The 13,223-nt window shown below is 70.4% G+C and carries 10 protein-coding genes; 2 read left to right on the forward strand and 8 right to left on the reverse strand.

Going from position 1 to position 13,223, the window contains the following annotated elements:
- Window positions 1-139: 139 nt before the first annotated feature.
- Both A4E84_RS28345 and A4E84_RS28350 read left to right on the forward strand, forming a co-directional pair.
- Window positions 140-1,723, forward strand: coding sequence for an acyl-CoA carboxylase subunit beta (locus tag A4E84_RS28345; protein ID WP_062929251.1), 1,584 nt, complete (start codon window positions 140-142; stop codon window positions 1,721-1,723).
- A gap of 35 nt (window positions 1,724-1,758) precedes the next feature.
- On the forward strand, window positions 1,759-1,953 hold the full coding sequence (locus A4E84_RS28350) for an acyl-CoA carboxylase subunit epsilon (RefSeq protein WP_033313207.1): 195 nt from the start codon (window positions 1,759-1,761) through the stop codon (window positions 1,951-1,953).
- 176 nt (window positions 1,954-2,129) lie between these two features.
- Here the strand turns inward: A4E84_RS28350 and A4E84_RS28355 are convergent, their stop codons facing one another.
- From A4E84_RS28355 to A4E84_RS28390, 8 genes are all read right to left on the reverse strand, one after another.
- Window positions 2,130-2,711: a GTP-binding protein gene (locus A4E84_RS28355; RefSeq protein ID WP_014675207.1), complete on the reverse strand. Its 582-nt coding sequence runs from the start codon at window positions 2,709-2,711 to the stop codon at window positions 2,130-2,132.
- Window positions 2,692-3,276, reverse strand: a complete 585-nt coding sequence (locus A4E84_RS28360; RefSeq protein WP_062929252.1) for a DUF742 domain-containing protein — start codon at window positions 3,274-3,276, stop codon at window positions 2,692-2,694. Before A4E84_RS28360 ends, A4E84_RS28355 begins: the two co-directional genes overlap by 20 nt.
- Window positions 3,277-3,370: 94 nt before the next feature.
- A complete protein-coding gene (locus tag A4E84_RS28365; RefSeq protein ID WP_003993185.1) occupies window positions 3,371-3,784 on the reverse strand; it encodes a roadblock/LC7 domain-containing protein in 414 nt (137 codons plus the stop codon).
- Between the two features lie 10 nt (window positions 3,785-3,794).
- Window positions 3,795-7,130, reverse strand: a complete 3,336-nt coding sequence (locus A4E84_RS28370; RefSeq protein WP_062929253.1) for a sensor histidine kinase — start codon at window positions 7,128-7,130, stop codon at window positions 3,795-3,797.
- Window positions 7,131-7,505: 375 nt separating this feature from the next.
- Window positions 7,506-8,081, reverse strand: coding sequence for a GTP-binding protein (locus tag A4E84_RS28375; protein WP_062929254.1), 576 nt, complete (start codon window positions 8,079-8,081; stop codon window positions 7,506-7,508).
- The gene (locus A4E84_RS28380; RefSeq protein WP_030851927.1) at window positions 8,062-8,457 is read right to left on the reverse strand and encodes a DUF742 domain-containing protein; all 396 of its coding nucleotides are present in this window, start codon (window positions 8,455-8,457) and stop codon (window positions 8,062-8,064) included. The genes A4E84_RS28375 and A4E84_RS28380 overlap by 20 nt, the downstream gene beginning before the upstream one ends.
- Before the next feature lie 110 nt (window positions 8,458-8,567).
- On the reverse strand, window positions 8,568-8,981 hold the full coding sequence (locus A4E84_RS28385; protein ID WP_030231800.1) for a roadblock/LC7 domain-containing protein: 414 nt from the start codon (window positions 8,979-8,981) through the stop codon (window positions 8,568-8,570).
- A 9-nt stretch (window positions 8,982-8,990) separates the two neighbouring features.
- A complete protein-coding gene (locus tag A4E84_RS28390; protein ID WP_062929255.1) occupies window positions 8,991-12,836 on the reverse strand; it encodes a sensor histidine kinase in 3,846 nt (1,281 codons plus the stop codon).
- Window positions 12,837-13,223: the final 387 nt, after the last annotated feature.

Below are 13,223 nucleotides of genomic sequence, written 5' to 3' on the forward strand. Positions count from 1 at the left end.
CCTACAAGCGACACGCCCCCTGAGCAGTCGGAAAGGGTCAACTCCGCCTCGGTTCTGTTCAGGGGTACCAGGAAAACACGCCGGAGACTGTGAGGAGTCGACGGCCCGCATTCCTCGCTCGGCTTCGTAAGGTCACTACATGACCGTTTTGGATGAGGCGCCGGGTGAGCCGACCGACTCGCGCGGACGCGTGGCCGAACTGCACGAGATCCGTGCGCAGGCGGTGGCCGGACCGAGCGAGAAGGCGACCAGCGCGCAGCACGCCAAGGGCAAGCTGACCGCGCGGGAGCGCATCGAACTCCTCCTCGACCCGGACTCCTTCCGGGAGGTCGAGCAGCTGCGCCGGCACCGGGCCACCGGCTTCGGCCTGGAGGCCAAGAAGCCCTACACCGACGGTGTGATCACCGGCTGGGGCACGGTGGAGGGCCGCACGGTCTTCGTCTACGCGCACGACTTCCGCATCTTCGGCGGCGCCTTGGGCGAGGCCCACGCCACGAAGATCCACAAAATCATGGACATGGCCATCGCGGCCGGTGCCCCGCTGGTGTCGCTGAACGACGGCGCCGGCGCCCGCATCCAGGAGGGCGTCTCGGCGCTCGCCGGCTACGGCGGCATCTTCCAGCGCAACACCAGGGCCTCGGGCGTGATCCCGCAGATCTCGGTGATGCTCGGCCCGTGCGCCGGCGGCGCGGCCTACAGCCCCGCCCTCACCGACTTCGTCTTCATGGTCCGCGAGACCTCGCAGATGTTCATCACCGGCCCCGACGTCGTCAAGGCGGTCACCGGCGAGGAGATCACGCAGAACGGCCTGGGCGGCGCGGACGTCCACGCCGAGACGTCCGGTGTCTGTCACTTCGCCTACGACGACGAAGAGACCTGCATCGCCGAGGTCCGCTACCTCATCTCCCTGCTCCCGCAGAACAACCGCGAGAACCCGCCCCGCACGGAGCCCTCGGACGCGGCCGACCGCCGTTCGGACGTCCTCCTGGACCTCGTCCCGGCGGACGGCAACCGGCCGTACGACATGGCCAAGGTCATCGAGGAGATCGTCGACGACGGCGACTACCTGGAGGTCCACGAGCGCTGGGCCCGCAACATCATCTGCGCGCTGGGCCGGATGGACGGCCAGGTCGTCGGCATCGTCGCCAACCAGCCTCAGTCCCTGGCGGGTGTGCTGGACATCGAGGCCTCCGAGAAGGCGGCCCGCTTCGTCCAGATGTGCGACGCGTTCAACATTCCGATCATCACTCTTCTGGACGTGCCCGGCTTCCTCCCGGGCGTCGACCAGGAGCACGGTGGCATCATCCGCCACGGCGCGAAGCTCCTCTACGCCTACTGCAACGCGACCGTGCCCAGGATCTCCCTGATCCTGCGGAAGGCCTACGGAGGTGCGTACATCGTCATGGACAGCCAGTCCATCGGTGCCGACCTCACCTACGCCTGGCCGACGAACGAGATCGCCGTCATGGGCGCGGAGGGCGCGGCCAACGTCATCTTCCGCCGCCAGATCGCCGACGCCGAGGACCCCGAGGCCATGCGGGCCCGCATGGTCAAGGAGTACAAGTCCGAGCTGATGCACCCCTACTACGCGGCCGAGCGCGGTCTGGTCGACGACGTCATCGACCCCGCCGAGACCCGCGAGGTGCTCATCAAGTCCCTCGCCATGCTCCAGACCAAGCACGCGGACCTGCCGTCCCGCAAGCACGGCAACCCGCCGCAGTAACCCGGCGGACATCTTCCTCACGGAGACTGACACTCATGGAATCTGCTGATATCCGCGTCGAGAAGGGCCACGCCGAGCCCGAGGAGGTCGCCGCCATCACGGCCATCCTCCTGGCCCGCGCCGCCGCCCGCCCCACCGACCCGGCCCCGGCCCACCGCGGCCGCATCAAGGCCGGCTGGCGCCGCCTGGAGCGCGAGCCGGGCTTCCGCGCCCCGCACAGCTGGCGCTGACCACCCTTCGAACAAAGGGCCCCTCCACACGGAGGGGCCCTTTGTTCGTAGCCCTGGGGGTGCGCGCCGTGAGGGGCGCGGGGAACTGCGTGACAAGCCACGATCCACCTGCACCCGGCAACGCGACAGCCCCCGGCAGCCCAGAGGCCGCCAGGGGCTGTCCCACAGCGGGGGAACTACCGCAGACGAGCCATCAGCGCGTGCTCGACCAGCGTGATCAGCGCCGACTTCGCGTCCGCGCGGTGGCGGGCGTCCGTCGTGATGATCGGGGTGTCGGGGCCGATCTGGAGCGCCTCGCGGACCTCGTCCGGCGTGTACGGCTGCTGGCCGTCGAAGCCGTTCAGGGCGATGACGAACGGCAGGCCCGAGTTCTCGAAGTAGTCGACGGCGGGGAAGCAGTCGGCGAGCCTCCTCGTGTCGACCAGCACGATCGCGCCGATGGCGCCGCGCACCAGGTCGTCCCACATGAACCAGAAGCGGTCCTGGCCCGGCGTACCGAAGAGGTACAGGATCAGGTCCTGGTCCAGGGTGATACGGCCGAAGTCCATGGCGACCGTCGTGGTCGTCTTGTCCCCGGTGTGGGTCAGGTCGTCGATGCCGGCCGAAGCGGACGTCATGACGGCCTCTGTGCGCAGCGGATTGATCTCCGAGACGGCACCCACGAACGTGGTCTTGCCCACGCCGAAGCCGCCAGCCACCACGATCTTCGCGGACGTGGTGGAGCGGGAAGGCCCTCCGCTAGAGCTTGCGAAGTCCACTGAGCACCCTTTCGAGCAGTGTCACGTCTGGCTGGCCGCCGGCGTTCTCGTCGCCGCCGGGCTGATGGATGGCGACCAGTCCCGCCTCCGCCAAGTCGGCGACGAGGATCCTGGCCACGCCGAGAGGGATCGTGAGGAGCGCCGAGATCTCGGCGACCGACTTGATTTCCCGGCAGAGGTTGCAGATCCGCTGATGCTCGGGCAACTGGCCCTGCATCTGGTGCGGCTGCGCGGTGGTGTGCACCAGCGCCTCGATGGCGAGCTGGTAGCGCGGGCGGGTCCGGCCGCCGGTCATGGCGTACGGACGCACCAACGGATTGTGGGTGTTCGACGCCCCGCCGGGCGCCGGCTCCGGGGCGCGGCGCTGCGGCTGCACGGGCTGGATGCGCGGGGCCGGCGGCTGGTCGTACGGCGACGGGCCGGGGCCCTGCGGCGCGTACGGCTGCCGGTGGCTCGGTGCGGAGGGGAAGTTGTAACGGTTCGGGTTCTGACCACCGTCGCCCTGGCCCTGGGCAGGGCCGTACGACCAGTTGCCCGAAGGCGAACCGCCTGGGGGTGTTGCCACTTTCTCCTCCTCCGACTGTGCCTGGCACCCATCGCTGTGGAGCCGCGTCCCGAAACCTTACGGCCACGGGACGCCAAAACGCACCGTCCGTCTGTTAGTTGAGCAGGCTCCCCTGGAGCTCTGCGCGAAGGTCCGGTGTCAGGACCGTACCGGCTCGGTCGACCAGCAGCGCCATCTCGTACCCGATGAGGCCGATGTCCGCCTCCGGATGTGCGAGAACGGCGAGCGACGAACCGTCGGATACGGACATGATGAAGAGGAACCCCCGCTCCATCTCCACAACGGTCTGGTTCACGGCGCCTCCCTCGAAGATCCGGGAAGCGCCCGCCGTCAGCGACGTCAGACCGGAGGCGACGGCCGCGAGCTGGTCGGCGCGGTCGCGGGGGAAGCCTTCGGACATCGCCAGAAGGAGTCCGTCGGCGGAGACCACCACCGTGTGGGACACCCCCGGGGTGTTGTCCACGAAGTTGGTGATCAACCAGTTCAGGTTCTGTGCCGCCTGGCTCATCGGGCTCACACTAACGCTCCTGGTTGTAGGTGCTGTCAGGACCGAAGCCCTGGCCGTTCGTTTCACTGCCTGCGCTGCGTCCGCGCTGGACGCCCCGACGCAGGTTGCTCAGCCTGCCCCGGACGTCCTCCGGAGCGCGGGAGATCTGTGGGCCTCCCTGGGGGGTGCTCTCGGCGGCCCCCTCGATCAGGTTGGCCTTGGGCACCCGCCTCGGCAGGCCGGAGGAGGTGACCCCGCCCGCCTTGGGCTTCCGGAGCTGCGAAGCCTGCTGCCACCGCTCGTCGTTGGCCGAGCGCCAGTCGTCGCCGTTGCTCTCCGGAGCGGAGGCCGGCGGCTCCTGGCTCACATGCCGTGCGCCACCCGTGCCGTTCGCACCGCTCGCGGTGGCCCCACGGCGGGGAAGCCCGGCGTCGGTCATCGTGTGAGCGGCGGAGGGGCTCGATCCCGGACGGTCGAAGCCTACGCGGTCCTGCTCACTTGCGTCAGCGGCCTGCGCAGATTCCGTTTCCGGGGCCTGAGAAGGGTACTGGCTCGGGTAGCCGTTCTGGTAACCGTCCTGCTGAGGCCAGTCGTCCTGGTGGCGCCGCTGCTCGAACGCGGCGAAACCGCCCTGCCCCCCCGTGCCCGGAGCCGAGGGCTCCTCCTGGGCCGGCTCCGGATAGGAGGGCTCCGGGTAGCCGCCGTTCGGCGAGAAGGTGTCGTTCTGCGGCAGACCACCGTTCGGCGCGTAGTACTGCTCGTCGTACGCAGACCGCTGCGGCTCCTCGTACGACGCCTGCTGCTGCTCCTGGTACGGCGCCTGCTGCTCCTGGTACGGCGCCTGCTGCTCCTCGTACGGCGCCTGGCGGTCGTACGCGGACGGCTGCTGCTCCGGGTAGCCGGACTGGCCGGTGTCGTAGGCCTGCCCGGTGTCGTAGCCCTGTCCGGCGTTGTACTCGTCGCGGTACCCCGTCGCCTGGTTCGGCTCCTGCCCGCTCTGCCCGGGCAGAGCGGGCTGCTCGTGCGACTGGGCCTCCAGGGCCGCCCGGCGCTCCTCGCGCATCAGGGAGCGGCCGACGGGGTCCAGCTCGCGTATGTCGTCGGGGACCTCGGAGTAACGGCTGTCGTCGAAGCCGAGCTCCGCGGCCGTGCGCATGGGCTGCTGGTTGAAGTTCTCGCCGCCGCCGCCGAAGTTCTGCTCCGGGATGATCTGCGAGACGGTGAACTCGTCGCGGTCCACGTGCTGCTCGCCGCCACCACCGTGGGTGATCGCGTCCGGCAGCATGACCAGCGAGGTCGTGCCGGCCTGCTCGCCCGAGGGGCGCAGCTGGACCCGGATGCCGTGCCGGTCGGACAGCCGGCCGACCACGAACAGGCCCATGCGCTGGGAGATCGCGGCGTCCACGGTCGGCGGGTTGGCCAGCTTGTGGTTGATGTCCGCGAAGTCCTCGGCGGTGAGGCCGATGCCCTTGTCGTGGATCTCGATCATCACGCGGCCGTCGGGGAGACGGGTCGCGGTGACGCGGACCTTGGTCTGCGGGGAGGAGAACGTCGTGGCGTTCTCCAGGAGCTCGGCGAGCAGGTGCACGAGGTCGGTCACGGCACGGCCGTGGATCTCGGCCTCCGGGACGCCGGAGAGCTCGATGCGCTCGTACTGCTCCACCTCGGAGGAGGCGGCGCGCAGCACGTCGACCAGCGGGACCGGCTGGTCCCAGCGGCGGCCGGGCTCCTCGCCGGCGAGGACCAGGAGGTTCTCGCCGTTGCGGCGCATACGGGTCGCCAGGTGGTCCAGCTTGAAGAGGTTCTCCAGCTGGTCCGGGTCGGCCTCGTTGTTCTCCAGGTCGGTGATCAGGGTCAGCTGGCCCTCGATCAGCGACTGGTTGCGGCGCGACAGGTTGGTGAAGATCGCGTTGATGTTGCCCCGCAGCAGGGCCTGCTCGGCGGCGAGCCGGACGGCCTCGCGGTGGACCTGGTCGAAGGCGCGGGCGACCTCGCCGATCTCGTCGGTCGTGGAGATCGGGATGGCCTGGACGCGGGTGTCGACGCGTCCGGGGTCGGTACGGGAGAGCTGGTCGACCAGCATCGGCAGACGCTGCTCGGCGATACCGAAGGCGGCGTTGCGCAGCTGGCGCATCGAGCGGCTCATCTGGCGGGCGACCGCGCCGGCCAGGATGAACGCGAGAAGCAGGGCGACCACGACGGCGGCACCGGTGATGTAGGCGTCACGCTGGGCGTCGTCGGCGATGTCGGACGCTTCGCTCACGGCCTTGTCGGCCAGGTCCGTCTCGATCTTTTCGTACGCGTTGAACTTGAGCGTGTTGACCGCCCACCAGTTCTCGGCGGTGATGCCCCGCTCGGCGAGGGCGGCGCGCGCGCTCGGGTCCGTGCTCTGCAGCGTGGCCACGCCCGAGATCATCGTCGTCAGCTTGGCGGGCGGCGGGACGTAGTCCGGGTTCTTGGCCTTGGCCTCCCGGGCCATCGCGGCACCGTCGGCCCTGATCTTGGCCTCGGCCTCCTCGAGCTTGGCCGCGTCCTGCTCGGTGCCACCGCCGATGTACTCCTGCACGGCGATGCGCTCGAGGTAGGCGTACGAGGAGAGGGCGATGCGCTGGCTGGCCAGGTTGCCGGCGTCCGGGCCCGGCTTGACCAGGATGTGCATGCCGATGGAGCGCTGCAGCGACAGGGCCGCCTTGGTGAGCTCGATGGCGTACACGGTCCGGCCGTAGCTGGTGATGTTGCCGGTGCCGAGACCGAGCTCGTTGGCGAACTCCGTCAGCGGGTGGGCGACCTCGACGTAGCCCTCTTCGGTCTGGACGCCCTGGAGCTTGTTGGTGTAAGCGGCCTGGCGCAGGGTGGCCAGCTCGGGCTCCACCTTGCGGAAAAGCTTCAGCCGGCGCTCCAGGCCGGGCTTGGCCGGCATGTTCTGGGCCGCGGCGTCGAAGGCGTCGGACGCCTCGTCGGTGGCCTTGCGGACCTGGGTGACGGTCGCCTTGTCCTGGGCGCTCTGGGCGCTGCCCTTCAGCAGGGGCGCCGCCGACGCGTCACGTTCGATGTAGAGGGCGTTGGCGTAGAGGAGCGATGCGCGGACGAGGCGCGCGGTGTTCTCCGCGTCCTCGGCCTCCTGCCAGGTGTCGATCGAGCCCTTCACCTGGAAGCCGCCCATGACGAGGCCGACCAGCACGGGTATGAGCAGGATCGCGTTGAGCCTGGTCGCCACGCGCCAGTTGCGCGGGGAGAGACGGCCGCCGCTCTCGGCGGGTGCGGCCGTCGGTTCCGAACCGGGCACGGGGGCGGGCGCCGCTGTGCGCGGCGGCGGGGTGAAGTTGCCCCGGGCCGACGGCTCGGGACTGTTCTTGCTTCGCCTCACTCGACCAACAACCTCTCGGCGGTCGGCACCAACGTTGTGCCGCAGTGTTCAGAGCCCAACACGACTCGATGGACGAGTACGTCATTGACTATTGGGCAGTTCAGGCATTCCAGCACGACGACCTGCGCTCTTCCAAACAGTCCGGGGCGGGGATTCGACGTGATGTAAGCCCCAGATAAAACGGTCATAAAGAGCGAGCCCCGCCAAAAGGCGGGGCTGTTGTGAGCGCAGCGAGACCGGATGTGCGCGACGCGTGGCCGTACCACCAGATTCCTCTGCCGAAACGTTATGAACACCTTGGCCGACCGTGTCAAAGGACACAGCCGGCTCCGGTGTATCTACGACAACTGCCGTATGGCGCTCCTGAATTGGGTGCTACCTCAGCCGTGCCATCAGAGCGTGCTCGACCAGCGTGATCAGGGCACTCTTCGCATCGGCCCGGTGCCGGGCGTCCGTCGTGATGATCGGGGTGTCCGGTCCGATCTGCAGCGCCTCGCGCACCTCTTCCGGCTGGTAGGGCTGCTGCCCGTCGAAGCCGTTGAGGGCCACGACGAACGGCAGACCCGAGTTCTCGAAGTAGTCGACGGCGGGGAAGCAGTCGGCCAGGCGCCGGGTGTCCACGAGCACCACCGCGCCGATGGCGCCGCGCACCAGGTCGTCCCACATGAACCAGAAGCGGTCCTGGCCCGGCGTACCGAAGAGGTACAGGATCAGGTCCTGGTCCAGGGTGATACGGCCGAAGTCCATGGCCACCGTGGTGGTGGTCTTGTCCCCGGTGTGGGTCAGGTCGTCGATGCCCGCGCTGGCCGAGGTCATCACGGCCTCGGTCCGCAGCGGGTTGATCTCCGAGACGGCGCCCACGAACGTGGTCTTGCCCACGCCGAAGCCACCCGCCACCACTATCTTCGCGGAGGTGGTGGATCGACCCGGGTCAGAGCTTGCGAAGTCCACTGAGCACCCTTTCGAGCAGTGTCACGTCCGGCGCACCGGTGGCGTCGTCGCCGCCCGGCTGGTGGATCGCGACGAGACCGGCCTCGGCGAGGTCCGCGACCAGGATCCGGGCCACGCCCAGCGGCATGTTCAGCAGCGCCGACACCTCGGCCACCGACTTCACCTCACGGCAGAGGTGACAGATCCGCTGGTGCTCAGGGAGCAGTCCCATGAGTGCGGCGGGGTCCGCGGTCGTACTGATCAGTGCCTCGATGGCCAGCTGGTAGCGCGGCCGTGTCCGGCCGCCGGTCATGGCATAGGGCCGAACCAGCGGCTGGTCGCCCTCGTCCTCGTACGGCTCCGCGTACGGATCATGAGAGGCGGTGGGCGGGGTCATGGGTCCTCCGGGCGGGACAGCAAGTCGGTCAGCAAGCCGTCTGACGGGGCCTTTGTGGGGTGTGTGGCAGCCGGACGGTGATGTGGTGAGACGGGTGGTGCCGGGGCCGATCAGTGGAGCAGACTGCCTTGGAGCTCAGCTCGCAGGTCGGGGGTGAGGACCGCGCCAGCGCGGTCGACCAGGAGCGCCATCTCGTAGCCGACGAGGCCGATGTCGCACTCGGGGTGGGCGAGGACCGCCAGGGACGAGCCGTCCGAGACGGACATGAGGAAGAGGAATCCTCGCTCCATCTCCACGACCGTCTGCGCCACGTCACCGCCCTCGAAGATCCGGGAAGCGCCCGCCGTCAGCGACGTCAGGCCCGAGGCGACGGCCGCGAGCTGGTCCGCGCGGTCGCGCGGGAAGCCCTCCGACAGCGCCAGGAGGAGACCGTCGGCGGACACGACGACGGTGTGGGACACCCCGGGGGTGTTGTCCACGAAGTTGGTGATCAACCAGTTGAGATTCTGTGCCGCCTGGCTCATCGGACTCAACTAACGCTCCTGCTGGTGAGTGGGCCGTGGGTGGCTGCCGGTCTGGGTGGACCCGGCCTGACGACCCTGTGCGATTCCCCGACGGAGATTGGTCAGCCGGCCGCGCACGTCATCGGGCGCACGCGAGACCTGAGGACCGCTCTGGTGGGTTTGCTGCTGCGCCGTGCCCGGGACGAGGTTCGCCCGGGGCACCCGGCGCGGCAGGCCGGAGGTGGTGACACCACCCGCGGCGGGCTGGCGGACTCGCTCGGCCTGGCGGACGAGGTCGTCGTTCGGCGAGGTGCGCCAGCCGGCGGGGGCGGCGGACCGCTGCGGACCGGTGGGTCCCTGCGGCTGCTGCGGGGCGGCCGGAGCGGAGCCGTTGTTCTGCGGCTGCTGCTCCTGCTGGCCGTGGAACCAGTTGGTCTCCAGCGTGTCGTACAGCGGCGTACGACCATCGCCGGGACCGGACGCCGGCGGCAGGGCCTCGGGCTCCTGCCGGACCGGGCGGGCCTGCGGGGCGGGCGGACGCGGGGCGCCGAAGTCGGCCGGTCCCAGGCCGCCGTTGACCTGCGGCTGCTCGTACCGGCCCGTGCCCGCGGGGTCGGCCGGCGTGGCCGGACCCGGGAGGGTGGGCCGCCCGGAGCCGTTGTCCTGGCGCGGTGCGGGGTACTGGCCGGTTGACCCGTTCTCCTGGCGGGGCGCCGGGTACTGGCCGGTTGACCCGTTCTCCTGGTGCGGGGCCGGGTACTGGCCGGTTGACCCGTTCTCCTGGCGCGGCGCCGGGTACTGGCCCGTCGAGCCGTTGTCGTAGGACTGCGGCGCCGGGTACTGGCCCGACGTGGACGAGTCGCGTCGGCCGCCCGGGGTGCCGAAGACGTCCGGGCGGACGAACTGGCCCTGGCCCTGCTGTGCGTTCGCGCCGGGACCGAACGGGTCCTGGGCGGTGCCGAAGTCGGTCGGCGAGCCGAAGCCCTGCCGGTCGTCGTCGCGCGGCACGGCCGGGATCTCCGCCGTCGCGCCGGGACCCTGACGGTCGTCCACGCGCGGCAGGGCGGACGTACGGGAGACGTCCGGCTGCTCCTCGTGGCCGCGCGGGACGTCCAGCGACGCGCGCGGCACCGGCGGCTGGGCGTTCTCGTCGCTCCAGCTCGGCACACGCTGCTGCGCGTCGCCACCGGGCAGCTCGGCCCGCGGACCACCGCGCGGCGGCAGCTGCGGCCTGCGGCCCTTGCCCTGCTCGGCGTTGCCGCCCTGCTTCTTCCGGCTCCGGCCACCGCCGAAGGCGTCCTGGCCCTGCTGCGGCCCGTTGGTGCCCGCGGCCTGCAGACCCTGCGGGGCGCCCGGCGCCTGCTGACCGAACCCGCCACCGGCACCGGCCGGGGACGGACGGCCCTGCGGGGGGCCGCTCTGCTCGAACGACGACGGGCCGGGACCCTGCGGTCCGCGCGCACCGCCCTGCGCTCCGGGACGGCCACCGTCCCCGTCACGCCCGGGCAGCGCGGCCCGCGGGCCCTGACCGGGAGCGAGCCGGCCACCGCCGGAGGCACCGCCACCGAAGGCACCGCCGGACGCACCGGCGCCGAGGGCACCGGCCCCCTGGCCGGCACCGGCGGCACGCCGGGCCGCTGCCGCACCGGCGGCGGCCTGCGCGGCGGCGGGACCGCCACCGACGGGAGACTGACCGGGCTGCTTGGGCTGGGGCTTCCGGCCGCCCTGGGCGACATCGACGGGCAGCATGACCAGCGCGGTCGTACCACCGGAGTCGGACGGGCGCAGCTGGATGCGGATGCCGTGCCGCTGGGACAGACGGCCGACCACGAACAGGCCCATGCGGCGGGAGACGGAGACGTCCACCGTCGGGGGAGAGGCGAGCCGCTCGTTGATCGCCGCGAGGTCCTCCGGCGACAGGCCGATACCGGTGTCGTGGATCTCGATCAGCACCCGGCCGTCGGGCAGCGCGTGACCGGTGACCTTGACCTTGGTCTGCGGCGAGGAGAAGGAGGTCGCGTTCTCCAGCAGCTCGGCGAGGAGGTGCACGAGGTCGTTGACGACCCGGCCGGCCACTTCGGTGGTCGGCACGGAGGCCAGTTCGATGCGCTCGTACTGCTCCACCTCGGACGCGGCGGCGCGCAGCACGTCGACCAGCGGCACCGGACGGGTCCAGCGGCGGCCGGGCTCCTCACCCGCGAGGACGAGGAGGTTCTCACCGTTACGGCGCATGCGGGTGGCGAGGTGGTCGAGCTTGAACAGCGAGGACAGCTGGTCCGGGTCGGCCTCGCGGGACTCCAGTTCGGAGATGAGCGACAGCTGGCGCTGGATCAGGCCCTGGGAGCGGCGCGAGAGGTTGGTGAACATCGCGTTGACGTTGCCCCGGAGCAGGGCCTGCTCGGCGGCGAGGCGGACCGCCTCGCGGTGCACGTCGTCGAAGGCCGCGGCCACCCGGCCGATCTCGTCCCGGGAGTGCACGCCGACCGACTCGACGGACGTGTCGACGTCCTGCGGGTCGGACTCGGACAGCTGCTTGACCAGCTCGGGCAGACGGTCGGAGGCGACCCTGGTCGCGGTGTCCTCCAGCCGGCGCAGCGAGCGGATCATGGAGCGGGCCACGACGAAGGCGCCGACCAGCGACACACCCAGCACGATCAGGATCAGGGCACCGGAGATGATCGCGTCGCGCTCGGTGGCGCTGCGCAGCTCGCGGGCCTTCTGCTCCATCTCCTCCAGCAGCGTGTGCTCGATGTTCTTCATCTGCTGGATCTTGGTGGAGCTGTCGTCCAGCCAGTCGCGGTAGGACCGCTTGTCCTGCTGGGCGAGACCGCTCGCGGAGACCAGGGCGCGACCCGCGTAGGTGTCGGTCGCCTTGATCGTGGAGTTGCCGCCGTCCTCGATCGGCTTGAGCAACTCGGTGGCGGCGTCCTCGCCGTAGATGCTCTTGAAGGTGCGGAGCTCGGAGTCCTGGCTTTCCAGGGCCGACTGGGCGTAGAGCCGGTCGTTCGGGGAGAGCTCGCCGGCCGTGGTGTTGCTGGCGGGCAGCGCCGCGGCGAGGGCCGCGCGCTGGATCGAGGAGTACTCCTTGGCGGAGGAGAACGCCGCGAGCGCACGCGTACGCTGGATCATGTCCGGGTTGCTGGTCGCCTCGGCCATGTCCTGGGAGAGGTCGATCAGGTTCTCGATCAGACGGTGGTACCCCTCGATCGTCTGCGTCGAGTTGCCCTCGGAGGCGTAGGCGCCCTTGCGGATCTGCTCGAGGTTGTTCAGCTCGCCGGCGATCTGGACGAGGTAGTCGCGGACGCCCTTGAGGTTGCCGTCCTTGCTCGCGCTGTCGATCTCCTCGGACGAGTCGAGGAAGTTCGTGCGCGCCCGGTCGGTCTTCTCGCGAAGCCCCTTGACCGTGAAGTCGGTCGCCTTGCCGCCGTGCGCGAGCGGGCCGGCCGACTGGTCGCGCTCCTCCTGGAGCGCGGCCGACAGCTCGGTGGCCTGCTTGGTCATGTCCGTCAGCAGCTTCATGTTGTCGAGCTGCTGGATGTCGTCCATGGACTGGTTGATACGCAGCGCGCCCAGCGAGGTGGCCGCGACCACCGGGAGGGCGAGCAGCGACACCAGTCGCGTGGAGATGCGCCAGTTGCGCAGGGCTATTCGCGGCCCGGGGCCGGTCGGGCCCGTGGGCGGCTTCAGCGCCGGGGAAGGGCTCGCGGACCCCGAGGGGGTCGACGTGCCGGGGCGCCCGGAGCGCTCACCGCCGTCACCGGCCGGGCCCTGGTTCTGGGCGTGCTGGGGCGAGGGGCCGCCAGTCATGGGGCCAGTCCCGCCGTGCGGCTCCGGCCCCGCCGAAGCGTTGCCATCCCTCTTGAAACGTCCCTGCACTAGCGTCGCAACCTCTGGACCAGGCACCCCGTCGCCTGAACGGCGGGGCACGGTGTCGGCGTTCTGGGGACGCCCTGAAAAACGCCCCCGTGGTGGTCTTGAGTGACCGGCGCTGGCTCCCCCTCTCGCCGCCACCCGGCGCGACTGTGCGCCCCCTGTGCGCCGGCTCGATCCTGCGGCGGTCCGTGAGATTCCAGCACAGCACAGGATCTCCAACAAGGCCCGTAGGCCGAGCCGTGATGTAGGTGACACCACGTGAGGGCCGGATCACCGGCCGTGGAAGGCGAGTTCACCCATTTCGGGCGTTAGTCCGCGAGTCGCCGAGCGGTGCCGGGTGTCCCAGTCGCCATGATCAGGAGCGGAATGATGGCTTCAGTGAGTCAATGT

Origin of the sequence: Streptomyces qaidamensis (assembly GCF_001611795.1) — a bacterium.
Classification (GTDB): domain Bacteria; phylum Actinomycetota; class Actinomycetes; order Streptomycetales; family Streptomycetaceae; genus Streptomyces; species Streptomyces qaidamensis.

Coding starts and splice junctions, on each gene's coding strand:
- A4E84_RS28345 (WP_062929251.1), top strand. CDS start 140: ATGACCGTTTTGGATGAGGCGCCGGGTGAGCCGACCGACTCGCGCGGA.
- A4E84_RS28350 (WP_033313207.1), top strand. CDS start 1,759: ATGGAATCTGCTGATATCCGCGTCGAGAAGGGCCACGCCGAGCCCGAG.
- A4E84_RS28365 (WP_003993185.1), bottom strand. CDS start 3,784: ATGAGCCAGGCGGCACAGAACCTGAACTGGTTGATCACCAACTTCGTG.
- A4E84_RS28380 (WP_030851927.1), bottom strand. CDS start 8,457: ATGACCCCGCCCACCGCCTCTCATGATCCGTACGCGGAGCCGTACGAG.
- A4E84_RS28385 (WP_030231800.1), bottom strand. CDS start 8,981: ATGAGCCAGGCGGCACAGAATCTCAACTGGTTGATCACCAACTTCGTG.